This is a genomic window from Nocardia salmonicida NBRC 13393, assembly GCF_001613085.1.
In the GTDB taxonomy this organism is placed as follows: Bacteria; Actinomycetota; Actinomycetes; order Mycobacteriales; family Mycobacteriaceae; genus Nocardia; species Nocardia salmonicida.
The window spans coordinates 1-26,264 of sequence record NZ_BDBR01000073.1 but is presented as its reverse complement, the minus strand read 5'-3'; the positions used below and the strand labels follow the sequence as shown (position 1 = coordinate 26,264).

Annotated in this window: 23 protein-coding genes and 2 pseudogenes; 10 read left to right on the top strand and 15 right to left on the bottom strand. The window is 64.2% G+C overall.

The genetic code is table 11. The features are described from left to right. Positions 1-869 (bottom strand): PucR family transcriptional regulator (locus tag NS1_RS37975; RefSeq protein WP_169812890.1); only part of this gene is annotated, 869 nt, incomplete at its 3' end. 534 nt (positions 870-1,403) lie between these two features. Further along, a complete protein-coding gene (locus tag NS1_RS37970) occupies positions 1,404-2,792 on the bottom strand; it encodes a lipase family protein (RefSeq protein WP_062992523.1) in 1,389 nt (462 codons plus the stop codon). Positions 2,793-2,942: 150 nt separating this feature from the next. Between NS1_RS37970 and NS1_RS37965 the strand changes: the two genes are divergently transcribed. Together NS1_RS37965 and NS1_RS37960 are read left to right on the top strand one after the other, a co-directional pair. Beyond that, entirely contained in the window at positions 2,943-3,566 is a 624-nt protein-coding gene (locus NS1_RS37965) for a TetR/AcrR family transcriptional regulator (RefSeq protein ID WP_062992529.1), read from the top strand. A 214-nt stretch (positions 3,567-3,780) separates the two neighbouring features. Continuing rightward, positions 3,781-4,590 (top strand): alpha/beta fold hydrolase, encoded by an 810-nt coding sequence (locus NS1_RS37960; RefSeq protein WP_062992521.1) that lies wholly within the window; start codon positions 3,781-3,783, stop codon positions 4,588-4,590. 243 nt (positions 4,591-4,833) lie between these two features. Here NS1_RS37960 and NS1_RS37955 read toward each other — a convergent pair whose 3' ends face one another. Then, a complete protein-coding gene (locus NS1_RS37955) occupies positions 4,834-5,496 on the bottom strand; it encodes a TetR/AcrR family transcriptional regulator (RefSeq protein WP_062992519.1) in 663 nt (220 codons plus the stop codon). Positions 5,497-5,610: 114 nt separating this feature from the next. On the opposite strand from NS1_RS37955, the gene NS1_RS37950 reads away from it, so the two are divergent. The 3 genes from NS1_RS37950 to NS1_RS37940 all read left to right on the top strand — a co-directional run bounded on the left by NS1_RS37950 (position 5,611) and on the right by NS1_RS37940 (position 8,702). Next, complete coding sequence (locus NS1_RS37950; RefSeq protein WP_062992517.1) at positions 5,611-6,459, top strand: SDR family oxidoreductase; 849 nt, start codon at positions 5,611-5,613, stop codon at positions 6,457-6,459. Next, positions 6,459-7,556, top strand: a complete 1,098-nt coding sequence (locus NS1_RS37945) for an MBL fold metallo-hydrolase (RefSeq protein WP_062992515.1) — start codon at positions 6,459-6,461, stop codon at positions 7,554-7,556. Before NS1_RS37950 ends, NS1_RS37945 begins: the two co-directional genes overlap by 1 nt. 105 nt (positions 7,557-7,661) lie before the next feature. Continuing rightward, positions 7,662-8,702 carry an alpha/beta hydrolase fold domain-containing protein gene (locus NS1_RS37940; RefSeq protein WP_084504802.1) on the top strand — a complete coding sequence of 347 codons (1,041 nt, stop codon included), beginning with the start codon at positions 7,662-7,664 and terminating at the stop codon, positions 8,700-8,702. 163 nt (positions 8,703-8,865) lie between these two features. On the opposite strand, the pseudogene NS1_RS42125 reads toward NS1_RS37940, so the two are convergent. From NS1_RS42125 to NS1_RS37925, 5 genes and pseudogenes are all read right to left on the bottom strand, one after another. Continuing rightward, positions 8,866-9,767, bottom strand: a pseudogene (locus NS1_RS42125) (Tn3 family transposase). A 196-nt stretch (positions 9,768-9,963) separates the two neighbouring features. After that, positions 9,964-10,305: a hypothetical protein gene (locus NS1_RS42120; protein ID WP_245661771.1), complete on the bottom strand. Its 342-nt coding sequence runs from the start codon at positions 10,303-10,305 to the stop codon at positions 9,964-9,966. Continuing rightward, on the bottom strand, positions 10,218-10,904 hold the full coding sequence (locus tag NS1_RS42115; RefSeq protein ID WP_245661767.1) for a DUF4158 domain-containing protein: 687 nt from the start codon (positions 10,902-10,904) through the stop codon (positions 10,218-10,220). The genes NS1_RS42120 and NS1_RS42115 overlap by 88 nt, the downstream gene beginning before the upstream one ends. Before the next feature lie 167 nt (positions 10,905-11,071). Beyond that, positions 11,072-11,440, bottom strand: a complete 369-nt coding sequence (locus tag NS1_RS37930; protein ID WP_062992511.1) for a hypothetical protein — start codon at positions 11,438-11,440, stop codon at positions 11,072-11,074. Between the two features lie 85 nt (positions 11,441-11,525). Continuing rightward, positions 11,526-11,834: a hypothetical protein gene (locus tag NS1_RS37925; protein ID WP_062992509.1), complete on the bottom strand. Its 309-nt coding sequence runs from the start codon at positions 11,832-11,834 to the stop codon at positions 11,526-11,528. Between the two features lie 780 nt (positions 11,835-12,614). Here NS1_RS37925 and NS1_RS37920 point away from each other — a divergent pair. The 4 genes and pseudogenes from NS1_RS37920 to NS1_RS37905 form a co-directional block, all read left to right on the top strand. Continuing rightward, positions 12,615-12,899 (top strand): annotated as a pseudogene (locus NS1_RS37920) (hypothetical protein); the annotation flags it as partial. A 174-nt stretch (positions 12,900-13,073) separates the two neighbouring features. Beyond that, the gene (locus NS1_RS37915) at positions 13,074-14,039 is read left to right on the top strand and encodes an esterase/lipase family protein (RefSeq protein ID WP_255284840.1); all 966 of its coding nucleotides are present in this window, start codon (positions 13,074-13,076) and stop codon (positions 14,037-14,039) included. 363 nt (positions 14,040-14,402) lie between these two features. Next, complete coding sequence (locus tag NS1_RS37910) at positions 14,403-15,305, top strand: bile acid:sodium symporter family protein (RefSeq protein ID WP_062992504.1); 903 nt, start codon at positions 14,403-14,405, stop codon at positions 15,303-15,305. 400 nt (positions 15,306-15,705) lie between these two features. Continuing rightward, positions 15,706-16,503: an esterase/lipase family protein gene (locus tag NS1_RS37905; RefSeq protein ID WP_255284839.1), complete on the top strand. Its 798-nt coding sequence runs from the start codon at positions 15,706-15,708 to the stop codon at positions 16,501-16,503. A 489-nt stretch (positions 16,504-16,992) separates the two neighbouring features. On the opposite strand, the gene idi is transcribed toward NS1_RS37905, so the two are convergent. The 7 genes from idi to NS1_RS41250 all read right to left on the bottom strand — a co-directional run bounded on the left by idi (position 16,993) and on the right by NS1_RS41250 (position 25,315). Continuing rightward, positions 16,993-17,577 carry an isopentenyl-diphosphate Delta-isomerase gene (idi, locus tag NS1_RS37900; protein WP_062992500.1) on the bottom strand — a complete coding sequence of 195 codons (585 nt, stop codon included), beginning with the start codon at positions 17,575-17,577 and terminating at the stop codon, positions 16,993-16,995. 11 nt (positions 17,578-17,588) lie between these two features. Beyond that, the gene (locus NS1_RS37895; protein ID WP_084466132.1) at positions 17,589-18,689 is read right to left on the bottom strand and encodes a tryptophan dimethylallyltransferase family protein; all 1,101 of its coding nucleotides are present in this window, start codon (positions 18,687-18,689) and stop codon (positions 17,589-17,591) included. A 23-nt stretch (positions 18,690-18,712) separates the two neighbouring features. After that, positions 18,713-20,989 carry an MMPL family transporter gene (locus NS1_RS37890; RefSeq protein WP_063816384.1) on the bottom strand — a complete coding sequence of 759 codons (2,277 nt, stop codon included), beginning with the start codon at positions 20,987-20,989 and terminating at the stop codon, positions 18,713-18,715. A 6-nt stretch (positions 20,990-20,995) separates the two neighbouring features. Beyond that, positions 20,996-21,334 (bottom strand): hypothetical protein, encoded by a 339-nt coding sequence (locus NS1_RS40665; RefSeq protein WP_062992495.1) that lies wholly within the window; start codon positions 21,332-21,334, stop codon positions 20,996-20,998. A gap of 41 nt (positions 21,335-21,375) precedes the next feature. Next, positions 21,376-22,443 carry a hypothetical protein gene (locus tag NS1_RS37880; protein WP_062992493.1) on the bottom strand — a complete coding sequence of 356 codons (1,068 nt, stop codon included), beginning with the start codon at positions 22,441-22,443 and terminating at the stop codon, positions 21,376-21,378. Continuing rightward, entirely contained in the window at positions 22,440-24,659 is a 2,220-nt protein-coding gene (locus NS1_RS37875) for an Rv1355c family protein (RefSeq protein WP_084504801.1), read from the bottom strand. Before NS1_RS37875 ends, NS1_RS37880 begins: the two co-directional genes overlap by 4 nt. Positions 24,660-24,952: 293 nt before the next feature. Next, positions 24,953-25,315 (bottom strand): hypothetical protein, encoded by a 363-nt coding sequence (locus NS1_RS41250; RefSeq protein ID WP_174562717.1) that lies wholly within the window; start codon positions 25,313-25,315, stop codon positions 24,953-24,955. A gap of 144 nt (positions 25,316-25,459) precedes the next feature. On the opposite strand from NS1_RS41250, the gene NS1_RS37865 reads away from it, so the two are divergent. After that, positions 25,460-26,264 (top strand): MBL fold metallo-hydrolase (locus NS1_RS37865; protein ID WP_062992487.1); only part of this gene is annotated, 805 nt, incomplete at its 3' end.

Here is a 26,264-nt window from a genome sequence, read left to right as displayed (position 1 = left end):
GTCGTCGCGATCTTGTTGTCGGGCCGGTTCGTTGACAGGTAGTCGCGCACGATCAGCGCGGCCTGTAGCAGCCAGATGAGCTTTGCATCGTGTGCGCTGAGGCCCACGAGGTCGTAAATACGTCGGAGCCTGTAGTCGACGGTATTCATGTGGACATAGGTCTCGCGTGAGGTGAGTCGGCGGTTGAGGCCGTTGTTGATATGCGCGCGTAGCGTGGCGATCAAGTCAGGAAACTGGGCAACCGGGTCGAGGAACGATTCGAGGTGATCGCGTCCAGGCCCTGGCCGCGTCAGTTGATACTCGATAGCGAGGTCTCGGATCTGATACATGCCCGGCGGGCGATGGAGTCTTGTCGCCACATCCAGTAGTTCGTGTGCCTCCTCGGCCGCCGAGGGAATACGGTCGCGGTCGACGGTGACGCCGACCACGATGAGTGAGGTCCGTCCGACTATGCCGCGGATGTCCTCGGTGGCAAACGATTCCGGAACCAGAATCGTCGCGCCGTGCCGGGAATCCAGGCCTGGCACGGGTTGCCCGTAGGTCGTCGACAGCATCGCCCGGAACTCGCGCGGTGACACCGCACTGCGCGTGGACCGATCCGCGGCCACCGCAAGCACGGTGTACCGCTCATCGAGTGGTGCCTCGTGCTCACGGGTAGCTCTTGTCGTAAGGCGGCCACTGAGCAGAATGCGCGCCACATAGCCATCGCGATCGCCGCTAGGCGGTGCGACCTCGGCGTAGATCGACGATACCGTCGTGGTCACCCAGGTCAACGCATCCATCAGTCGACGAACTTCGCCGAAGGGCGCGCAGCGGGCTTCGAGATCGTCGAGATGCAGTCGGAACCCCGCGTGGACATGCTGCTGCACTGTTTCGATCGGTATACCGATGCTGGCCCACCGCGCAACAGCGGGACAAGTAGGCGGAGGCACCTGGACGCCGTGGTGCGTGGGCTCTGTGTGGGACACCAGTGCCATGCAGTCGGCAACGATGGCGCTGATCTCCTCGCGCAAGACGTTTCCTCGTCGGCTACAACGCGGGATCGTTTCGAAAATCTGGTGCGCGATCCGATCGGGCGCCGACGAGAGTTGCGCCGATGACCCGAGTTCGATGTGGCCGGCCATCGGGCTCACAGTGCGCCGCCACCGATCAACCACGGGTTGGTCCAGTTCGGAGCCGAGTGGTCGACGGGGTGGATGGCGTTGAGGGCGAGAGAGGCCGGGGCAGGTGAGTACCTGAGGATCAGGTGATCGGAAAGGTTACGGTCACGCCCTTGCTGGTTGATACTGCCGACCCTCGCCGCCGAATGCCGATCAGTCGGCGCCGAGGTGGGCTGGCGGCGAGGCCGCATGGGTAGCAATGGTGTAGTGAGCAACAACTGTCTCCGATTCATGTGCGCAGTGCTACTTGGCCCCGATCGGCTTTCCGAAGAACGAGGCGACCGTTTCACCGAAGATCGAGGTGAGCAGCCCCAGACCCTCGTGATCCAACGCCATGGAACCCGCGTCGAAGGTGCTGCAGCCGGGCTGGGCGGGAATACCTTCGAGTCGGTCGCGCATCCACAGCAACGCCCTGGGTGTCCCGCTGACAGCCGTGCTCAGATGCTGGGAGAGATGCTCGCGGGTGTACTGGACCTGGGCTGCCGGATTTTGGCAGTAGGTGTCTACCAGCGTGTTGACCGGGCCGACCGGGATGAGTTCGTCCGGGTTGCCCTGCCAGATGAACATCGGCATGTCCGGCAGAGTCTTACCCATCCGGGTCTTGTCGATGACCTCGTCCACGACCGGGTGATCCAGTGGGTCGCCGGGCACAGTGAACATGCCCTTCATGTTCACGAACGGAAACACCGAGGTGTTGAATGCGACGCACAGCCCGTCCTTGACCGTCGCCAGACCCTGTCCGAGTGGGTTGAGCTTGGCGTCGAGCAGCGCGTCGAATTCGGGATACTCCCTGCCCAGGCCGAGAACGGCCGACATGATCATGCCGGACCACAGCTGTCCGTTACCGACGTTGAGGACCGCGCCGAGGTCGGCGGGCACGCCCCCTTCAGCCACCGCTACGACGTTGAGTTCGGGCGCGTAGCTCTGCTTCAACTCTGCGGCGTGGCCGGTGGCGATCGCACCACCGGAGTAACCGAACAAGCCGACTCGTGTGTGGGGTGCCAGGGCCATCGGTTCGAAGTTCTGCGCGGCGCGGATGCCGTCGAGGGTGATCCGACCTGCGAGCGGACCGGCGGCGAACGCGTTGTTGGGGCCCTGATGGTCAGGGACCACCACGCCCCAGCCTTGCTGCAGCGCGGCCTGGGTGATGAAGAATTCCAAAGGCACGACCACTTGACCGCCGAGCGTGGCCAGGGTCCACTGCTGCATCGCATAAGACGGCGAGCAGTATGCCGCGAGAGAGTCCTCGGCGGCCTGCATCGACATCAGCTTGTCCGGCGCCGAACCCCGCGGTTTCAACACCGTCGCAACAGCCGCGATGGGCTCACCGCGGGAGTTGTTCGAGCGGTAGGACAGCAGCCAGGCATCGACATTGACCGGGATCAGGCCCATGTTGGCGACCGTCACCTGCCGCGCCGCGATGATCTCGCCCGGCGCTTTGGTGGTCACGATGTCGGCGGGCGGGTAGTAGAAGTCGCGATCGAGCTCCGGCGGCATCGGAACGGCGACCGCGGGCTGGATCGAAACCGGAGCGGCGATAGCGGTGGCAGGCACCAGCAACCCGCCGAGTAAGAGAGTTCCAGCCGTCAGATGCCTGAACGCTCTGTACCAAGGGGTCACGCCGATCTCCATCTGTTCATATGTCAGACTCGCAGTCTAACAATTCGGCAGAGTATGGCATCGAGGTGACGCAGATCGCAACCGCCCCTGAATGGTTTCTGGATCACACCGCCGCTGATACACCGTGTGGCGGCAGCCGCTCGCGCGGCTACAGTGAAACGCGTGACGGTAGACGGTTCTCAACGGGTGTACAGCGGTCGCCCGGTCGAGGACCGGCGGGCGGAGCGACGACGACGGCTCATCGCCGCTGGCCTGTCCACCTTCGGTGAGCATGGTTACCAAGAGACCTCGATCACGATGTTGTGCCAGGTCGCGGGCTTGGCACGAGCGCAGTTCTACGAGCTTTTCGGCAGCCGAGAGCAGCTCCTGCTGGCGGTGTACGACATGATTCATTCCGATGCCCGCCAAGCGGTTGCCGAAGCTCTCTCGACAACCGAGGACCCCGAGGTGGCCGGTCGTGCGCGTGTTGCGGTCCGTGCGTACGCCGAGTCGATCGGAACGAATCCGCATCGTGCACGGGTCTCGTTCATCGAAATCGTGGGCGTGAGCGCTGAAGTCGAGAAACATCGAATCCAACAGCGTCAGGTCTGGATGGGGTTCTTCATCAAGGAACTCAAGCGGGTGCGGGGTTCGGATCTCCCGCCGGCGGGCGGGTACAAGGCCGCCGCGACAGGCTTCATCGGTGCGTTGATGGCCCTCGTGCACCAGTGGAGCATCGATGGGACACGTGCTGAACTCGACGATCTGATCGAAGTTCTCACCAGATTCTTGATCAGCGTGATTTGACGCCGAACGATGACGCACACCGCCGCGTTCGTGGCGACTGTCGCGGTCAGCAACAGATGCGACGATCTCGCGACAGTCCTGACCACAATTTCGACGAACAGCAGAAGCGGGCGAAAAGATGACTCCGACACCGGCCGCCGAGGGTGGCCCGCCGCGCTCGAAAGCTCGCGCATCGATGCCACCGCGATCCCGCGGACGTGCACGGATAGGCGCGATGCTCGATGTCGGGATCGGCACGATCCACGTACGCGAAGACGGCCCCACCGATGGCATGGCACTGCTTCTCGTCCACGGCTTCGACGCGTCGATGCACTGGTTCGACAAGCTCACCCCACTGCTGACCGATAGCTATCGGGTCATCCGCATCGATCTCGTCGGCTACGGCTGCACCGGCGGCGACCGAGCTCCGGACGGACCGGCTCAGGGCTCCGTCGTGGCGGCGGTCCTGGATGCCCTCGACGTCACCGACGTGACAGCTCTCGGGCACTCGTTCGGCTGCGATGTCGCGCTGTCGCTGGCCGAACAGAGCAGCCGCGTATCTCGGCTCGTGCTGGTCGGGCAGGCTCCCGACTACAGCTACGCGAATTTCCCCGTGGGGCAAGCACTGCTCACGTTGCCATTCGTCGGCGATGTGATGCACCGGCTGGCGTGGCCGGCGGCGACCGAGTATTTCGGTCGCATCGCGTTCGCTCCCGGGTTCGTCATCGATGCGGGTCTCGATGCGAACCGAATGTTCAACGACCACCGGGCGATGGCAGCGGCCGCGGCCCATACGGTCCTCGTCGAACGCAAGAAGCGGTTGGCGCAGCGCCCGCTCGACGTCCAATTGCGCGAAATCGGTCTGCCTACCTTGGCCGTACACGGCCGATCGGACCAAATGTATGACTGCGCTGCCACCCTCGCGCGCTACGCAGCAGCCGGCGCCGAGGTCGAGGTGATCGAGGGCGCAGGCCACTCGCCCAATGTCGAACAGCCTGAACTGCTTGCCCGGGCGGTACGAGCGTTCGTGGAACGCAATAGCTGATTTCCGCCGGTAGAAGTCTGGCGCTGCTCTGCGCGAGTGTACGGGCCGCGAACTACCCATCCGTGACGGCGAATTCCAACTTCGTCCACATGCCGGTACTGCACTCGATGCGGGAAAGTCCGTTCGCTCTCGCTCTCATGGTCGGGCTGAGCGTCGGGCTCTGGGGCGTTTTCAGATGGCGCCACTTGCTGTGACAGTCACGAACGCGCCCGGGGCTTGCGTGAGGGGCGGTTCGCGGGGCAACTATGAGGACGAGGCGGTGGTGTTCCAGCGCGCGCGGGCGGCGGCGAACAGGTCCACACACACCGTCACGAGGTCGGCGGGGTCGTCATGGCAACCGTCCATCAACCAGTCGACCAGCAGGTGGTTGACGCCGCCGACCAGTGCGGTCGCGGTCAACCGCTGGCCTCGCGTCAGCGAGCGAGGACTCTCTGTCGCCCAGATGGCCATCACGGTTTCGACGAAATAGCGCAGCACCCGATGGCGACGCTGTTCCATGTCCGGTGACACCCCGACGACCTCGATGAGCACTACCCGCGCGCGGCGCGGGTCGCTGGTCAGGTAGCGGATGAAGGCTTCGAGTCCGGCTGCGGTGAGTGCGTCGAGATCGGGACCGGCCTGCTCGAGGGCGGCGATGGTCTCCGCGCGCATCGCCTCGGCCAAATTGTCGTAGAGGGCGGCCAGGCAGAACTCCTGATTGGGGAACGACTCGTAGAAGTACCGCTCGGTCACGCCGGCGCCGCGGCAGATCTGCTTGATCGACGCGGCCGCGTAGCCGGTCGTGCCGTACTGCTCCAAAGCGGACTCGAGGATGGCCGCACGGCGCTGACGCACTCGCTCCTCCGGAGCGACACCGGAGTACTTACGGCTGGAGGGCTTCGGGCCGGAGGGTGCCGGGCGGGTCATTTGGGGCCTTTCCTTCCTGCCGACGGAGTGCAATACTAGCCGAACTATTTCTGACAATCGCGATTGCCCAACATTGATCGCTGTGTCGAAACGATGCAAGGAAGGCATCAAGCAATGAAGCAAACAACACTGGCCGGGCGCATCGTGGCCGTCACCGGCGGCGCGCAGGGCATCGGGCGCGAGATCGCGCGCCAGCTCGCCGAGGCCGGTGCCCGGGTGGCGATCGGCGACCGCGATATCCAGGCCGCCCAGGCCACCGCGCAGGCACTACCGGGGCAGGTGCATGCATTCACCCTCGATGTGACCGATACCGGGTCGTTTCGCCGGTTCCTCTCCGACATCACCGTCTTGTGGGGTCCACTCGATGTGTTGGTCAACAACGCCGGTGTCATGTGGGTCGGGGCCTTCAGCGACGAACCCGAGACCGCGACCGATCGCATGCTCGCGGTGAACCTGCGCGGTGTGATCCGAGGCGTGCGCTTGGTCGCACCGCCGATGCGCGAGCGCGGCCGCGGTCACATCGTCACCATCGCCTCGGCCGCCTCCAAACTGGCCCCGCCCGGAGAATCCACCTACGCCGCGACCAAACACGCCGTCCTGGGCTACCTCACCGGCGTGCGCGAGGAGCTGCGCGGCAGCGGCGTCGAGATCTCGGTGATCATGCCCGGCGTCGTAGATACCGAACTCGCGATCGGCACCGACAGCGGCGCGACCTCGCGGTTGCAGCCCGGCGACGTCGCCGCCGCCGTCGTCCAGATCTTGCACCGCCCACGTTTCGAGGTCACCCTGCCGGCCTCGATCGGTCTGCTGGTCCGCATCACCGCTGTACTCCCGCAGTCGATCCGAGACCAGGTATTGCGCCGCACGGTGCCCAACCAAGTCGAGGCAACACGGGATTCGAACACCCGCGCAGGCTACGAACACCGCGCCCTGACCGAGACCACCGACCCCAAGGAGCCCTGATGACCAACATCGAAACCGCCACCGTTCGCCCGATCCCGGAGTTCTCCGGCGTCCACGACATCTGGCCCCGGGGCCGGCGGCTCGACGCCGTTCGCGAAGCGGCACTGAGCTACCGGAAACGGTTTCTGCGCCAGGGGCAGGTGAAAGCGGTCAAGAGTTTCGATATCGCCGCCGCGCCGTATCCGGCGCAGTACGCGTTCCAGAATTACTCGGTCAACCTCAACCCGTTCATCTCGATCATCAACCGCATGTTCGTGATCCAGTTCGAGGGCTTCGACGGCAAACTCAAGACCCTGGTGTGGGAACCCACCGTCGCCGCCGGATCCGCGCAAGCCCCGTTCTACGGCCAGTTGCAGCGCTTCAGCCGCCGTGTCGGCCTGGAATCGCTGTTCGTCAAGTACTACAACGATCCCGATCAGGTGCTGCCGCGCCTGGGGTTGACCAACGACGACGTGGACTACATCAGCTTCGACCACCTCCACGTCCAGGACCCACGCATGATCGTGGGCAGCAGCGAGCCCATCGAAGGCGAGACCCAACCGCGCAAGCCCCTGTTCCCCAACGCCAAACTGCTCGTGCACCGCCGGGAACTGGGCACCTTCGAGTCCATGCATCCCATGCAGTGGGCCTGGTATGTCGACGGCGGCATGAACGGGGTACCCGCCGACCGGCTCGAAATCTTCGACGGCGACGTCGAACTCGGAGTCGGCGTCAGCCTGCTGTGGACACCCGGCCACACCGACGGCAACCATTCCCTGGTCGTCAACACCCCCGACGGAGTGTGGGTGTCGTCGGAGAACGGGATGGCCGCCGACAGCTGGCAACCCGAACTGTCGAAGATCCCCGGCGTGCGCCGCACCGCGCAGTTCTACGGCCGCGAGGTCGTGCTCAACGCCAACACCCTCGAAGACTCCCTCGACCAGTACGACTCCATGGTGAAGGAGAAGACCCTCGCCAGCCCGTCGCCGCGGAACCCGCAATGGCGCCAGATCATCCCGTCCTCCGAATGCGCGAACTGGAAGCGACAGTGGCCGGTCGTGCCGACCTTCAGCCACGGCGGCCTGGACTACGGCACCATCACCGTCCCCACCCGGTAACCGGGCTAGAACCCCTGCCCGCACCGGATACCGGACGCCCCGCCCGCATCCGCACACCGCCGGTACGGGCGGACCTCCCTCCGCACCCTGATCTCGAGGAACCCCATGAACACACCCGAGCCGGTCAGCGCCTCGACCCGGCCGACCGCACCCGGCACACCGCACCCGGCAAGCGGTCGCTTCGATGATCCTGTGACCACGCTGCCGCGCTCCGTCGCCGCGTGGCTGACCATCTGGGCGTCGCGGCTCTTCGTGCGGCCCATACTGTGGCTACTTCCGCTACATACGCCGCTCGGTGTGCTCGGCTACCGTTTCACACAGGTCGTGGCCTGTCGGATGTGGTTCGCTGCGACGCTGCCACCCATGAGAGTCGATGCCGCAGGCCCCGCGGGCCGGACCATCGGAGAATGGGTCGGCGGGCAGGCAGAGCCCGACGCCCGGGTGATCTATTACATCCACGGCAGCGGATACATCAGTTGCAGTCCCTGGACCCATCGCGGCCTGGTGTCGGAACTATCACGCCGACTGCGCCGACCTGCCTTCGCCGTGCGCTACAGGCGAGCACCGAAATACCGCTTCCCTGCCGCCCACGACGACATCCTCAACGGCTACCTGTGGCTGATCGACCAAGGGCACACAGCGAGCGACATCATCGTGATGGGCGATTCGGCCGGCGGCCACCTCGCCCTAGGCTTGTGTGTCCAACTCCGCGAACTCGGAGTCGACCAGCCTGCGGCGTTGATCGGATTCTCCAGCCTCGTCGACCCGACCTGGCAGCTCGCGGTGGCCCACAACACACACGTGTGGGACCAGTTCATCTCCGCCCGCACCGGTCGACGGATCACCCAAACCTATTTCGTGGACACCGATTTCAGTGATCCGCGCCTGGATGTCCTCGCCGCGGTCGGACCTGACCTGCCGCCGATGCTGTTGCAGGCGGGCGGCAGCGAGGTTCTTTGCTCGGACTCGCAACACTATGCCGCGGCACTGCGCGCGGCCGGCGGGCGGTGCGAACTCGAGCTGTGGTCCGGGATGTTCCATGTGTTCCAGATGGGATACTCGCAGCTGTCGGAGGCACGACGCGCACTCGACAGCGTCGAACAGTTCGTCGAGAGCATCGACGCGAACAACGGCCCGACCGCCTGACGGTCACATCGCTGGGCTGCCCGACTGGCCCCCACAACACGCATCCACAGCCAGCACCCAGACACTTCGGGGCTGACCCGCCCCGGAGATCGCTAATCCGGGACCCCTGGCGCGAGCTCCGAGGGACCGATACGCCCGTCCCCCGGGGCGAGGGCCCAGGGGGTCAGAACAGAGTGTCGTGTACCCGCAGCGGCCGGTACCCGGTGGGGCCGAGCGCGGCGAGTTCGGCGTCGATGTCGACCTCGATCGCGCCGAAGAAGTTGATGTTGGCGCTGTGGGCCGGAGAGATGTGGGCCAAGACCTCGTCATCGATGCGCTGCCCGGACCGGCGCATCTGCTCGACTGCCAGCCCGTAATACTCGGTCGTCCAGGCGATCACGGCGTTGGTGGCCAGGGTCAGACACCACGCCTGCTCGGTCTGATCGACGAGCTGGCGGGCCCGGATCATGCCCTCGTGGGCATACAGCAGATCGCGACACAGCGCGTGCAGGGATTCGCCCTTGTTGAGCTGGCGGGAGGCCTTGCGTCGATAGTCCGGATCGGCCAGGTACTTCACGGCGCAGATCGTGCGCCGCACGCCCCGTACTCCTTCAGAGCCGCGGCCAGGGTGTTCTGGCGCCACCGACGCGGAGAGCTTGCCGACCAGCAGCGACGCGGTGGCGTGCCCGAACTTCAACGACCCGGCCAACCTGAGCAGGTCGTCCCAGTGCTCGGCGATCAACTCGACATTGGCCTTGCAGGTCATCAACGGTCCCGCGTGCGGGAACCGGGATTCGGCGTCGCCGCGGGGGCCCGGCCGGTAGAGGGTGATGCGGCCCAGGTCCCGGATCTGTGGGGATAGCTGCGTACCGAGCGGGTCGAACAGCCCGAAGTTGACCAGGGTGACCCCGGGGTGTCGGTGGCGTGTTCGGTGATCGGCAGATCGGTGGCGTTGACTAGGATCTCGTCGAGCACGTAGTGGGCTTCGCGTTTGGTCGCCACGATCACCTTGGTGCCGTAGGTGGTGTGCTGATCGGTGACATGGGTATAGGTCGAGAGCCCTTCACCTGCGAAGTAGCGGCTCATCGGGCGGGCGGTGGTCGATTTTTCGCGCATACGTACACGTCCCCGCTGCGCAGCCGTCGCGCAGCCCGAGCAGCACGCACAGTTCCCAGTAGTGTCGCCGGACTTACGGGCTTGATCGAGGTAGCCGCGCCACTTCGTGGGCACGAACCCGGTCGGGGCCTCGTCGAAGACCTTCCGGCGCCCGGTGGCGTTGCGCTCACGCAGCATCGCGACCGCGATCAACAACTCCGTCGCGGCGGTCCCGCCCGCGAACCCCACCGACGCGAGCCGCGGGAGTGAACTGGCGCAGGTAGTTGTAGGAGGAATCCAGCGCGGCCAGATGCCCGTGATCAAGCGGCAACCGGGGTTTGGCCTGCGCGATCGCCGCCTGCAGGCGCTCCCATCCGATCTTCTCCCCGCGGATCAGCGCGCCGATCTCCTCATCGGCGACAGCTGGGTCGGTGAGGATGGCTAGCAGGTCGTCGAGCAGGGCTTGGCGGTCTTCCCCGGACTTGCCGCGTTTCGGCCAGTTCCTGCTGCATCCGGCGTGCGGCAGCACCGAACTTCGCCGAGATCGCCTGATCGAACAAGGCCACGACCTCGTCGAGCACATCGGTACCGGACTGGGCCAGCACCGTGAGCAGGATCGGATACCGCCGCTGCGGATCGCGGCGCTCGAGGGCCTGCGGGGTCAATCTGCGCCCCATCGTGGCCAGGAACCGTCGCCGCTCGGCGGGCAGCACCGACTATCCAGGCGGTCCGCGCCCAGGCCGCGTGGGAACGCCAGCCTGTCGACCTCGGCGCGCACCGCGACCGCCGAAGCTTCCACCGGCCCGGTCGACAGCCCAGGTACTGCGCGACCAACCGCAGATGGCCGGTGCGAGTTTGGGCGCGGCGGCCGTAGGAACGGATCTCGGTACCGTCGACCCTGAGCTGCTCGGCCAGCCGCGCCACCGCGACCGGCGGGGCGGTCACCACACGATCGGGCACGAACTCCAGCCACGGCAACAAGCACATCGCGACCGCGATACCGAGCCGATCAGCCGGACCACGACCACGCTCGGGATCGACGAACGCCAGGTCCGTCGGCGAGAGCGTGAAGAACCGGCACAACTCCTCACGTCCGATCTCCGGGACGCAGACGCGCCAGCTCCTCATCCGCGAAAATGACGTCACAGGTTGATATGTAGCGGTGACTTCGGAGAACTCGCCGCGCCCCGATCGGCCGCGTGGTGCTGACACGACGCCGCCGTGCTCGTCGCGGTACGGCAGTTGATGGCAGAGCGCGATACCGAGCAGATCACGTGGACAGGGAGACCGAGGTGTCAGAAGCCGCGCCTAAAACGGGTCCGCCATACTTCCCCGTCGGGATCGGTGAAGGTCGGTTGCACGGTGTCTCGCGCGATAACCAGCGCGGGTCGGCCTGTGCGGGTGACGGTCGTCTCGGCGTCGACCCCTGCGTCGTCGAACCAATCTGGGTTCGACGACGGCACGCTGTCGGGTGTCGGGGTTGGCCGCGTTGAGAGGCCCGCTTCGGCTTGATAGTTAGGGGCATCGAGGGCCTTGACCAGCTCGGAACGTAGTTCATCGTTGTGTTCTTCAATGGGGGCATTCTTGAGCACGAGCCGGGCACGGGCACCCTCAGCGATCGCCATCGCGAGAGCGTATTGCGACAGCAGTTGTATCTCGCCCATTTCGGCAAAATCGACTGGGGGGGACGCTCGGTGGTTGTGTTCCGCTGATGGCATTCTGGGTGGACAGTCCACGCCCGGCGAACCCTCACTGGCCGATATCGTGGCGATGGCCGACGTCCTCGCCGATCACGTGGTGGAAGGCCCCGAGATGATCCGATACGAACGCGAGATCATGCACAGCAGTGAAGACGGACCCGGCACGCGTGATCGGATCTGTCAGATCGCTCGGTGCTTTCCCCTGGATTCGGGTTGCCTTCTCGACGTGGAGCCTGTCGAAGCTGGCAGATGTTTTGCGGGGCGATGGTATCGCCGATATCAGGCGCGAAACGCTGAGGCAGATCCTCAAAACTGGTGGGGTGTCGTAGCAGGCCACGAAGACCTGGGAGGCAAGCACCGGCCCCGGATTTCGTGGAGACGATGAACCGGGTGCTGGACCTCTATGACCACCCGCCGACACAGGGCCGTGTGGTCTGTGTCGATGAGTTCGGGCCGTTGAACCTGGTGCCTCGCCCCGGCCGCGGATCGCAGCAGGCCGGACGGCCGAGCGTTTGCGTGCCACCTAGGACCGTTACGACGTGGTCCGGCATGTTCAATGCTTTGGACCTGCGGACCGGCCAGTTGTAGTACCGGATCCGGGATAGTGAACGGGCGATCGCGTTCTTGGCGTTCGTGAAGTCGTTGAGGCTCGCTGGCCGGGTGAGCGACGGCCGCCTGTTCGCGCGGATTGATCACATAAGCCCTCCGGGGCTTGCGTTCGACCGCGAACGGAGGACTCTCCGCCATAGCGGTTGCGGCGCCAGATGCGACGGCTTGCACCCGACATCGAGAGCCGTCGGGGACGGTGTCGAGGCCGATCCCGTGCCGAGCAGATGTCAGGTCGACGACCACAGCACGGGTCTTTCCGTCTGTGTCTGTCCGGAACTGGTCGTTGGCAAGAACTGAGGTGGGGAGTCGACGTCTCACAACCGACGCTGAAACCGATCCGGCAGCGCTGCTGCGACATCACGCCCTCGTCGGGCGACTCTACGGCGACTCCGAGCCGGTGATCGAGCAGTTTTGTGGCCGCGGGGCCAACCGACTGCCAACCGGTCGCCCCGAGGCAGTGGGAGATGTCGGAGCCGAGGCATAGCGTGGTGAACATTTACACGGTGTACGTGACGCTGACCGACAACGACTGTTCTCGGTGATCGTCGACGGCCCGAAACGCGGTGAGACCAAGCAGTTTCTGACTGTCGCTCGCAGCGCGGAAACCTGCGGCCCGATCGTCACCGAATTCGATGTCATTGTCTCGGTCCAGCACCTCGGCGAAGCCGACGACGCCCCCGACAACCCGCAGTCCCGCTGGCCCGACGGCGGCACCGCCCAACCTCGCCCTACCCGTCGCGGTCGTCTGATGGAAGCGGCGGTCGCATCGGCGTGTAGCCGATCAGTTGGCATGACGATGAAGCGTGTTCGATGAATCCTGCCCGCTGCTGAGTAGCCGCCGCCGGATCTGTTCGGGCAAACCGGTTGGTGCGCAGACGTTTTGGAAGTAGTCACAACGTACACAGATTTATGCAACCTGTGTCAGTTGTCTCAGTAGGCTGCGCCCAGTTGCCGTGGTCAGTGCGGCAGTGTATTGAGGGGTAGTGAAATGCGCGCATGGTTCAACGGTGCGATGGTGGCGCTCGGTGCGGTGATCGCGCTGACTGCCACGGGCCCGGTCGCGGCGCAGCCGCAGGAACCAGTGACGGGGCCTTTGCCGGTGCCGTTCGATCTGGGGGCCGGCATATTGCCCGCCGGCTTGTTTCCCGAAACAGCGCCAGCGGGTGCCAACGACTGGAACTGTCGACCCAGCGCCGCGCATCCGAATCCGGTGGTGCTGGTGAATTCCACGTCGACCTCACAGGCGATCGCGTTTCAAGCCGGCGCGCCATACCTGAAGAACAACGGCTACTGCGTGTTCACCTTCAACTACGGCAACCTTGCCTGGCTGCCAGGCAAGGTCCCGCTGCAGGCGCTCGGTGATATCCGGGCCTCGGCTCGCGAGTTGGCCGCCGAGGTCGACCGGGTGCTCGCGGCTACCGGCACCGAGAAGGTGGACCTCGTCGGCCACTCCCAAGGCGGCGGACTCATGCCGCTGTACTACATCAACGTGCTCGGCGGCGACTCCAAGGTCGACAAGATGATCGGTATCTCTCCTAGCAATCACGGCACCACCCTGAGCTCGATAGCGTTCCTGCGCAGCTTCATCCCGCCGGTGGGATGGTGGATCTACGATGGCCTCGGCGACGTCGCCCCCGCTTTGACACAGCAGGCGATCGGCGACGGACTGTCCGCCGAGATCTACGGGCTAGGCGACACGCGCCCGGGCGTCACCTACACCACGCTGGTCACCAAGTACGACCAAATCGTCACCCCGTACGACCAGCAGTACCTGTCCGGGCCGAACGTCACGAATATCACGCTCCAGGATGGGTGTTCGCTCGATCTGTCAGAGCATCTGTCGACCATGTACAGCGAACGGGTGTGGCGCTTTGTGCTCAACGCTCTCTCGCCCAGCACGGCCACTCCGGTCCCTTGCATCCCGGTGAGTCCATTCTTTCCCGGTGTCCGTTGACGGCTGCCGCCGCCAAATATTCCGACATGTCGGCAAAGCGGGCGAGATCGTTCCGGGTGCCGTTGTAGACGTCGAGGTCGGTAGCGCCGCCCATGCCGGGACGTGCCGCGCTCCGGACCGGTCCGCGGGATGGCCGAAGCCCCGAAGCGGGATGTTCTCACTGTGTGCGCCGGCCCGCTTTCGATCGACACAACCTTTCGATTCATTGACGAATCTGATGCAATCTCGTATCGTATTCGCTATGATCTACATCGCATTGGATTCCGAATGTGACACATATCGCTATCCGGCGAGGGGCCCGGTGTCGCGTCTTCTGCCCATCCCAGTCGGCGGGTGAAGCACTCCTTTGAACTGTGAGAATCGATGAACTCAACTGGCCTGATCACTACCGGGCTTCCGATCGCGTTAACGATCATCATGTTTGGACTGGGTCTGACGCTGAGCACCGGCGATTTCCGTCGAATTGGACGGGAGCCCAAGGCGGTCGTTGTCGCTTTGATTCTGCAACTCTTCATTCTGCCGACCATCGCATTCGGCTTGGTCAGGATTTTCGACCTCAGCCCGTTGCTGGCGGTAGGGGTGATGCTGTTGGCCGCGTCACCGGGCGGGACGACCGCCAACCTGTTCAGCCATCTCTTCCGCGGTGACGTCGCACTGAACATCACGCTCACCGCGATCAATTCACTACTGGCTGTCCTGACCATCCCGATCATCACGAACTTCGCTATCGCGTACTTCGACGCAGATGGTGAGGTCGGCCTGCAGTTCGGGAAAGTGATGCAAGTTATCGTGATCGTTCTGGTGCCGGTGGCGGTCGGAATGATCGTGCGCCGATTTTCCTCCGCCTTCGCCGCACAGGCCGACCGCCCAGTCAGAATCTTCTCGATCGCGGTATTGGTCATGGTCTCGATCGGCGCGTTGTTATCCGAGCGGCAGAACTTGGCCGAGTACGCACGTCAGATCGGCCTGGTCACCGGCATCTTCTGCCTGTCCAGCCTCGCACTCGGCTACGCGGGAGCTCGTCTGCTGAATCTCGGCCAGCCCCAAGCGATCGCCACCTCGATGGAGGTCGGCATCCACAACACGACGGTCGCGCTGACCATCGCACTCAGCGTTCTCGGGAGCTCAGAGGTGGCGATCCCCAGTGCGGTGTACTCGATCCTGATGTATGTGCTCGCCACCGCGTTCGGCTTTATTGTTATCCGCAATCGCTCGGCGGTCCCGACCACTCGACCGGCGACCGCGCAGAAGGCACCCACTATCTGACAGCCCAACAGCAGTCACACAGCAATACCCTGAAAGAAGCACGCGCGCCCAATCCTGGGCAACGGCCGAAGTCGCCGCCATCAGCGCGCTCGGCCCAACCGTCGGCACCGAGTTGGGATTCGCCGAGAGATGTCGTCGAGAGCACGGGCCGGGAATAGACAGGCTCGAATTTGAGGAAGAAGTACGCATGAAGAACAAAGCAGAGCCAACTGTTGGGCTCCGTCATCCCCGATTGCGAAATAAGCTAGGCCGCCATGTAGCCGGAGCGCTCGCTGTGATGGTTGCCTGCACGACCGCCGTTGGTTCCACCACGGCCTTCGCTGAACCGGTCACCTCCGGTCTATTGCCTGTCCCTTTCGATACGGGCGCAGCCATACTCCCGTTCTTTTTTCCCGAAGACGTGCCGGCCGGCGCCAACGACCCGAACTGCAGGCTGACTCCCGAGCACCCGCGGCCGGTGATTCTGGTCAACGGGACCTTCGTCAATCAGGCGGCGAACTGGCAGGCAGGCGCTCCGTTCCTGCGTAACAACGGCTACTGCGTGTTCACCTTCAACTACGGCAATCCGACCTGGATTTCCGAGATCCCCGTGCAATCGGTAGCTGATGTGCGTGACAGCGCGCGGCAACTCGCCGCCGAGGTGGACAAGGTCCGGGCACAGACAGGCACCGAGAAGGTCGACCTCGTCGGTGCCTCGCTCGGTGGCGGTCTCGTCGCGCACCGTTACATCAACTTCCTCGGCGGTGACCGCTACGTCGACAAGCTCATCGGCCTCAGCCCCAGCAACCACGGCACGACCCTCTCGGGCATCGTCTTCTTGCGCAAATCGTTCCCACCCCTTGGGCCGTTCGTCGTCAACGGTTTGGAGATGCTGTTGCCGGCCTCCATCCAGCAGACCGTCGGCCATGAGCTGGTCAAGCAGACCTACGCCAACGGTGACACCCGCCCCGGTGTCACCTACACCACCATCGTCACCAAATACGACGAAGTGGTCACCCCGTTCACCAACCAATTTCTCGATGGACCCAACGTCACCAACATCCTCATGCAGGACGGCTGCGAAGAGAACCAAACCGACCACCTCGGTATCCACTACAGCGAGCGAGCATGGGGATTCGTCCGCAACGCGCTCGACCCGGAACATCCAGCGCCGGTGTTGTGCGTCGCCGAAGGCTTCATGTTCCCCGGCCTGACCTGAGCCGGCGGGGCGCTATCCCGTCACGGCCGTTGTGTGGACAGCCCTTTCTGTTCAACTGTTACAGCTCGGGCTACTAAGTAGGGAGTCGGAACGAGTCCCGAGCAGTTGGTGCACGGGGCATTACGGTGGGTCACGGACGGGTCTTCCCGGTCGAGCGGACGGAGGATGTGGTGTTTTCCATCCTGCCGCTGGGAGGCCCGTCCCCTCACCTCACCCCTACCCGGGCGTCAACAACCTTATGCCCCACAACAACTAGTGCCAGCGGGATTGGGCTCGCTCTGCGCGTTTGCTTGCCAAAGGCGCCTTCAGGGCCCAGCCCCTGCGAACCTGCACCAAAGTTCCTCGCCACCTCGTTGGCTCGTCCCGCACCCGCCGCGCCTACAGCATCACGATCGTCAAGACCGTTGACCAGCTCGACAGCCGTTCTCCAGACGGACAGCTCGTACCGAGCAGCCCCTGGCCTCGATGGCAGATGACGAGATCGGCGCGCTAGGTGGGGCCGACCCAAACACCCCCTTCAGATACTCTGGCCTTCGGTGAGGCTGCGGCGGCGAGAACGCCAACCAGCCAGGGGGTGTAGTTCTGCGGCGAAGCAATCAAAGCGGCATCCAGGTCCACCGGCTCGACCCACGCGTATTCCGAAACCTCCGCCGGGTTGGGCTGGATTGTCTCGCCGACCACGATCCCCACGAGGACGTGGTCCCACTCGTCTTCGACGCGATCGGTCGCCAAGTCTTCGGCACGGTAACGGTAGACACCGACCTCGGTCAGCGCAACGGTGATGCCGAGCTCGTCGACGAGGCGCAATGCCGCACCTTGTGCGATGGTTTGCCCCGGTGCCGGATGACCGCAGCAGGCGTTGGACCATCGGGACGGGAAGCGTGTCTTCACCGCTGCCCGACGCTGGAGCAGTATCCGGCCGGATTCATCGAACAACAACACCGAAAAGGCGCGGTGTGGCTGTCCCGGTGGCTGATGGGCTCGGGAGACCGAACAGGAGCCGATTGTCGTACCGGATTCATCGACCAGCTCAACCAGCAAGGACTCACGATCTGTTACAACACTGTCGACCATCGAAGCCTCTCTCATTTATCAGATGTTGTTCGTCGGGCGCAGGAGCACGTTTCGGGAGCTACGGCATCGGGGCCGTACACGTCGAAGCGAAGGTATATCGTCGCGTCCAACTCGTCATGTCGTGTTCGCAGGCCGACTAATTCTTGTACTCCCGGTGAGCCACCCGACGCCAAGCCCGTGATCGCCGCCCGATATCGATCGACGTCGAAATTGTTCGGATCGGCAACCGACGCGATGGTGTCACAGGCCACCGCGTCCGAATCCGCGGCACCGGGTAGGCGAAGATAGGTGGTCGCCTCAGCGACGCCCTCGTCGCCTTGCCGAAATGCCAAGCAGGTCAATGGGTGATCGGTCAGAATCCGGTCCTGGTCGCCGACAACCTTGCGATAGGCATCGATCGCATTCGACGAACGGTGCAAGGCGGCGAGCCCGGCGAAACGATCGAGCTCGACCGCCGTAACACCGTGGTGGCGCAGATACACCTTGGCACGCGCGGTCGGCTCATCGGACAGGTCGAGGGCGAAGAAGTCCAACTCTTGGGTCGATCGCTGTTCCGAAGTCATGCTGTCGAGCGCCACAGACCAAGCCGAGGACATCCCCAGCCGGGCCATCGCCTTGCCCACCACGTCATACGCTTGCTCCGGCCCGTTCACCTGCGTTCCCAAATACACCTTGTACCTGGGCGCGCTACCCGGCCGCCAGGCAAGCGAGTGCCAGATCAATCCCCCGTCGGAATCACCGGGCAGGAAAAGGCCTTTCACCAAATCGTACGAGCCGAGGTGCACGCCGAACTCGTCCGCCAGCCGTTCAGTCAAATCCGCCCCTGCCTGCCGACAGGACAGCGACGTCGCCGGGTTCCCGAGAGATTCGAAGAGAATCCGGAACTCGGGGACCCCGTCGGCGAAGCTCAGCGATATCTCGGCGGGGAACCCGTCCCCTGACACAAAGGACTGATATCGAGGAATCTGTCCGATCGACCAGTCGCCCCATGGGTCGAGAAGAGCTCGAATATGGCTGGATATAGGGGCATATTCCGATTCGGAAATACCGAAACCAGCGCAGAGTGCGTCCCATTTTTGGCACAGAAAAACTGCATACGAAATGTCGAGCACGGTTCACTCCAGTAGAAATAGATTTACCTGGTGGCAGGCGTGGCCACGCTGCCACCGGGCTTCACTGCTGTTGTACTGCTCGTGTGACTGGGCGCCTCATCCAGCCCGATCCGCTGATGCAGCCGAGCCAAGGGCTTCGGTGCCCACCAGTTCGATGTGCTCATCAGCCGCATCAATGCGGGCCCTAGCGCGGTGCGAATGACGACGGCGTCGATGATGACTGCCAAGGACAAACCGATGCCGAACATGATCATGAACGACACCTTCGACGTGGCCGTCGCCCCGATGACCAACGCCATCAAGCCAGCGGCCGCCGTGTAAATTCTTCCGGTCTTAGCGATTCCCATGGCCACGGCGTGAGTATTAGCCGTCGGCGTGCGATCGGAGGCGAGCCACTCTTCCCGAATCCGGGACAGCAGGAACACCTCGTAGTCCATCGACATTCCGAAGGCGAGACAGAACATCAGGATCGGCATCGCTGGGTTGAGGCTGCCGGTCGGGGTGAAGCCGAGAATGTCGGCGAGGTGACCGTCTTGAAAGATCCACACCATGGCACCGAAGGTCGCTGTCAGCGACAACATGTTGAGCAGCAACGCTTTCAGTGGCAGCACCACGCTCCCGGTGAACAAGAACAACAGCACCAGACTTGTCAGCAGGATCACCGCTACTGCCAACGGCAGCCGGTCGCCCATCGACGTCATCGAGTCGTGGTTGATCGCGGTGTTTCCGCCGAACTGCACCGTTGCGGGCGGCGGCACCGCCCGCAACGCGGCCAACTGGTCCTCGCCTGCCGCGGAGTAAGCATCGACATTGGTGCGGACGGACAGGAAAGTACCCGCGGGTCCAGTCATCCCCGGCGGCGCGGCGAACACCTTGCCACCATTGACGTAGATGCCGTCGCTGGAGGTCACCGCGACGACTCCGACGGTTCGGGACAATCCGGTGGCGTAGGCGCCGATGTCGTGTTGGTTGCCTTGGTATCCGGGCACGGCGATCACTGAACCGGAGGCAAGCCGGGCGTCGAAGTCCTCGCGCAACGCGTCTCCGACAACACGGGCCGATGCCTGCGCGGGCAAGGTCCGATCGTCGGGGTAGCCGAAACGTGCGCCCAAGAAGGGTGCGCCGAGCAGCAGCAGGATCGCCGTGACAACGATGGCGACCGGAGCCGCCCGCTTCATGACGGCGGTGACCACCCGGTACCAGCGGCTGTGCTCCGGTGGCACCGGATCGCCTGCAACGCGACCCATACGACGCCGCAACCACACGCGAAGATCGAGCGAGTTGACCCGCTCGCCGAGCAGAATCAGGCACGCGGGCAGGATCACAATGGCCGCTGCGGCCGCCGCGATCACCACCGCGACCCCGGCATAGGCGAACGATCGCAGGAAGTACTGCTCGAAAACCGCCAGCGCTGCCAGTGAAAACGCCACGGTCAACGCCGAAAACACCACCGTTCGGCCCGCGGTCTGAATCGAGCGCACTACTGCCGCCCTGGTCTCGAGGCCGCGTGCGAGTTCTTCGCGATAGCGGCTGACGATGAGCAGGCTGTAGTCGATGGCTAGGGCGAGCCCAAGCATGCTGACCATGTTCATCGCATAGATCGAGATGTCGGTGAACAGCGTCAGCGCCCGCAGGATGCCTAGTGAAGCGGCCATCGCGAACAGGCCGATGGCCAGCGGTAGCGACGCCGCGATGAGGCTGCCGAAAACCAGGACCAGCAGCACCAACGATACGGGGATCGCGATGGCTTCCGCGCGAATCGTGTCGTGCATGGTCTGGTTGTAGATATCGGAGAAGGACACCGGCAGACCGCCCGCGTGCACGCTGACACCGTTGTCGTCGGTGCCGTTGAGTTCCTCTTCGAGTTTGCCACCGGCGATCTGGGCCGCGCTCTCGTCGCCGGGGATGTTTCCGAGGATGAGCGCGCTCTTGCCGTCTTGGCTGCGCATGCTCGCCGTGAAGGCCGGGCTGACGGGTGTCCAGTACGACTGCACGCCAACGACTTCCTTGTGCCGACTCAGCGCATCGAGCACCCGGCGCCCTGCCGCCCGCGCCGCCTCGCTGTCGACCCCGCCGTCGGCGTGCACGAGCACAACGAGGTTGGGATTGCCGCCGGGAAAATTCTCATCGAGAAACCGACTTGCCTGCGCCGACTCGGCATCGGTGGTGAGAAACCCACCGAACTTCAGGTGCGATTGCACGCTCGCACCGAATGCTCCGCACGCCATCATGATCAGCAGCGCCGCCGCGATCACCGCACGGGGAGATCCGGTGGCGAACCGGGCCACTGTCGACAACACCGGCGCTCAGCCCTGAGATGCGGTGTCGGCCGAGCGAACTCGACGCCCGAGCACCTTACCGACACCAGGCATCATGCGGGCCTTGGCGATGCCCGTCATCTCGTCCTCGCTGGTGACCGTCATCGTAAAGCCAATGTTGAGCCGGGTCGGCTTCTTGATGATCTGACGCCAGGTCAGCTGGTCGCCGGTCAAGACCAACTCGTGGACTTCGATCACAACGCCAGTTGTCGCGCTGCGTGCGTACGCGTCGAGTGAACCATCGGGCTTGGTGGAGATGTCTACGAGTCCATGCTGAGTTCCGATGGGCGTTTCGATTGTCATTTCCCACGTTCCAGTGATATCCACAGCTCTAATTCCTCAGTGTTGCTTCGTGATCCGTGCGCGGGTCAACGTAGGTCGGTCGGCAGGCTTGCATAGATCTGGTTCGCGGTGTCTTCGGTACCGAGCAGATTCCGCGGCAGGTCATCGACCCTGGTGGTCAGCAGTACGCAGTCGTATCGAGCGTCGCCGTCCTTGTACCAAGCGGGCAGGTAGCCGTTGACGGTGAACCGGCGGCCCGCATCGTCTCCACTCCGGTCACACAGGGCGGCGATCACGTCGGTCTTGTCGGCAAGCACATACACCGTCATGTGCGAGATCCGGGCCGGACCAAGTTGATTCGCTTCGTCGATGACGTTCCACAGCGCGCGACGCACGCCGTCGGGGGTATCGCCGTGCACCGCGCTCACGATCGCCGCGCGACTGGGTGCGAACAGCGAGTACGACACCCGCCCATCGCCGGATACATGGGTGGACTCCGCTTCGCGCCCAGCGGCGATCGCGGCCGGGTACACACCGTCGGTGGTTGTCACCCTCAACTCGGTGATGTGCTTAGCGAGCGAGGTTTCCGGGTCCAGGAACGGTTTCGGTGGCAGCACTCGCACGACATCGCGCTCGGCCAAGAACGTCAAGCCGATCAAGTGTTCCTCGCGCATATCGCCGTTCGGGTGCATTCCCCCGTCGGTACCCACCCACACCACCGGATTGCCGATTTGATCGGCGACGTAACCGAACAACATCCGCGAACGTTCCGACCGGGCGTAGCCATAGACCAGGTCGGCGTCCAGGCGTTCCTTCGCCGTGTACCCGGTGTAGGCGAACATTTTCAGGAAGTGACCATTGCCGCTGTATTCACGCAGCACGGCGGCTCGCCCGAATTCATAGGCGGAGGTGTGCGGTTCCGCGGTTCCCACGCTCGAACCGACAACAATGCCGTTGTCGAGACCGAGCACCCAGATATGCTCTCCGCTGGAAAGTAGTCGACGAATTCGCTGAGGATCGACGCAATCCAGAATCGGAAACCGCCCGTCATAAACCCGGTCGTAGAGCTCGGCGATTTTCTCGGCGTCGGCGGGCTCCGCGAAACGAATCTCGATGTCAGCGGTGCCCGCATCCGACACCAAAGTCTCGGTCATGCGGGCTCACCGACGATTTCGAGGTGCTGGCTCAAGGACCTGCGGGGCGCGGGCTCTCCTGCCTGCAACGCGGGACCCGCGACGATTCGGAATGTCATCGCCAGCGGCGCGTCGCTGCCTTCGAGCAGCGAGTTGCGCAGCTCGGTCATATGGTTGCCCAGGAGCGCACGCTCGTGGTCGTGGAACAGGTCCCCTTCGGGGACCGTGAGCATCTCGGACTCGAACAGTAGCGATGTCAACGGGTGTACCCCGACATTGACCGAGGATGCCGCCAGCCACAGGCGCAGGAACGCCCGACCCGCTTCCACGAAGTCGCGACGCACGTCACCTGCCACGGTGATCGCCCCGACCGCGGAGGCACCCAGGACCCAATCGCGGCTGTATTGCAGCAACGCTGTCGCCTCGCCACGCTCGCGCAGGAACCGTGCCACCGCAGGGCGGCGCAGCACCCGCATCATCGTCCGCTCAGGCAACGTCAATCCGAGGGTCTCCAGAGGGACGCCGTCGCGACGCTCGGGCTCCTCCTCCCGGAAGTAGAACTCGCTGAACGTCTCCTTGTTCATCTCCTCGATCAGCACGCGGAGCCGGTTGGCCACGGCCACGCCCTCACCGAAGGTTTCCTTGCACTTGTCGTCCTCGCCGAGCCAGACGGTCGAGGCGAACTCCGCCACGACGCTCTGCAACATGGCGCGTTCGTCATCGGTGAGTGGCCGACCCTGCTCGCGAGTCCGCTGGCTGCGCCTGGTACTCAGCACGGCACCGAGAGCACGCTCCTGCGCAGTGGACTCCGCGCCGACCTCGCCGACGGTGACCTTCGTGTAGACGAGACTGTCAGCCCCTCGCGGGTCGTATTCGACAGTCGCTGATAGGCCGCGGGCGCGCGCGGCCACGACGATACTTTCGGTCACCGCACCCAGGGTCACCGCGCTCGCGGTGCCCTTGCACTCGAACAGCGCTGGCGTGGGGAAGGTCTCGGGCACGAAGACGACCTCGATAACCCTGCCGGTCACGACGAACTGCCATGGCTGGGTATTGCCACCCGACGGGGCGCGCATCGCCAGTTCGAGAATCTCCCGGATGTCGGCGGGCAACGCCGTGAGATCGGGCACCGCCGCCAGGGGCGGCGGCTGCAAAGTCGGCTGTGCCTGCGGGAGCGCGACCATGCCGAGACCGAAGGGGATGTCCACATGCCTGCGGCCGGAAGGCACGTCGTGGCCAAGGAAGATCGCCCGCGCGGTCGAGGCCACTACTGCCCCACCGTGATTCACCTCGGCGGCCAGCTGCGGCCACGTGGTGAGCGTCGTATCCAACTCGATCGCGGAGGTCGCGCTGCGGTCGGAGATGGTGTCGACACCGATCATCGTCGCCATCGCGGCCAGCTGCATGTCGCGGTCCGCGTCTTCGAGTATCTCGGTGCTCAGCTCGCCGAGCAGGCCACCGAGCAGGGGTCGGGTCGGGTCCAAGTCGAAGCGTTCGATCTCGAGCAGACCTCGATCGCTGGCCTCGGTAAGCACCGGAATCCCTCGGGACCTCGCGTGTTCGCGCGCCAAAATTTTCACGAAGGGCATGTCGCACTCCTCGACGAGAAGATCGAGACCCGGTGCGTCGTCGAAGAACTCGTCGATGCTGAGGTCGTCGACACCGTCCTCGTACACCAGCACGGTCAGGTAAGGGTCCAACTCCGCGATTTGTCGGGCGGCGAGCTCGGCCTTGTTGACACCGAGGTCAGCCACGCTCGCCCGCAATCGGTTCAAGTTCGAGATGTCCAGCTCGTCGAAGTCGGCGAGCTTGATCGTGCCGAACGTCCGCTCCGAGGCCATCGTGAGCGCGATCGAGTTGCCCACCGACAAACCGAGCACACCAACGGTCTTGTCCGCGAACCGCGCCTGTTCCTGCGAGGTGATCTTATTGCGGTTGGCCGCAGTGCGAACTTCGACGAATTCCGGCTCGTCCAGCATATGTACGAGGTAACCCGACCAGGGGTAAAAAACCCACACGCCGAATTGATCCAGAGGCGTGCCACCGACAATCTCCGCTACGACGTCGGAACGGTCGGCGAACCTGCCCCGATCCGGCGTCCTGACTCGCGCCAAGTTTTCCAGTTGGAGCTCGATCTCGTCGCGGCGGGCGAAAATCGCACCGAGACTGTCCAGAGCCTCGATAGCCGCTAGATCTGCCTGCACTGTCCGCCGAAAAATTCTGTGACGATCCAACATTTGACACCCCTAACTAACCCCTGTTGCCCGATTCGTACCGAGGTTCAGTCGAATTACAGACAAAATTTACTACTGCTGATATCAACCTCAAGGCGAGGCTAACGAGAAACGTGTTGCTCTGCAACATAACTCAGCGACAGTCACACCGAACGTCCATGAGGCTCCAGCGGCGGAGCTCCAGCCACGGAACTTTACTTTGAATGCCTCGATATTCCTCTTGCGAAAAATGAGAGGATGACCAACATCGCGCACATGGAGCGCCGATGTTGCGGTTATAAATTCCGTTGGACTACCTAGCTACGTGCCGCCGCCCTAACATTTCTCGACGACTCCTCACCGGACGGCTGTGACACTTTCGTATGCGGGGCGATGTTGACGATCGTCGGCGTCTTCTCGGCGATCGGCCCACGCGCGTCCGCGGGCCGGTAGACGTTCGCCTTCAACACCGTGCCGTCACTCATGGTGAGCGGTACGTCCCACTCGATGTGCACGTCCGGGTATTTCGGCGGTGCCTCGTAGTTCGACAACCAGCGTGCACCGTCGGCACCGCCGTCCCGCGCCGCTGCGGCCGGCATCCATGCCAGCGCAGCGAGCATCGCCGCGCACAGCATGACGACCGCAACCGCCAGCGATCGATGCCGAAGGGCCCTCTTCATACAACTCCCCGATCGGGTATCGCAACATCAGCGAGTGCAACACTACACAACGGATACCTTTTTGTATCCTTACGGGGGTTGGAGTCAATGACGAACCGCCCCAACGAGTTAGCACCCGTTTCCGATAGCTGTCAGGATGACCACGTGTCAGAGTTCTCACACAGTCCGCGCCCCCTCACCCGGCGCACTCTCCTCGGCGGCGCGATCGGCGCCGGGCTGGTCGCGACAGCGGGCCGGGCCCTCGCGGATCCGGGCGAGCGCATGACCGCCGCGCGCACCCGCTTCTTCGGCGCTGCCAACGTCGATCCGGTGACGGGCGCGGTACGCGGCGATCGAGTGATCCTGTCCTGGTTCGGATGCACGAGTTTCGCCGCGGCACTGGGCGGGACCGTGGTCCTGCTCGACGCGTGGGTTCCCCGTGGCGCCCACAGCGGATACGTCCCGACCACCGTGGCGCAGGTGGGCGAGCTCCGCCCGGAGGCGATCTTCCTCGGCCATGGACACTTCGACCACGCCGGTGACGCGGCCGCGCTGGCGCAGGCCTCCGGCGCGGTGCTGTTCGGCACGGCCGAGCACTGTGCCCAGGTGCAGCGCCAGGTCGGGGCGACGGCCTTGCGCACCGTAGTGCTCGGTGACGCTACGTCGGCGCTCGGCCAGACCTATCACCATTCGGTCGGATCGGTCGAGGTGACGGCGGTCCGGCATGTGCATTCGGGACCGAAACCTCCCGACCGCAGCGGCGAGGGTTCCGCGCCGTTCTTTCCGGTGCCCGACATTCGTGATTCGATCGCGAACCCGCCGCAACTGTGCGATCTCGTCGCGCTCGGGTCGTCGCTGTCCGATCAGGAAGGCGGCAGTCTGCTCTACCAGTTCCGGGTGGGTGGCTTCACCCTCACCTGGCACGACTCCGCCGGGCCGCTCACCGAAGCCGCACCCGAGGTGTTCGACG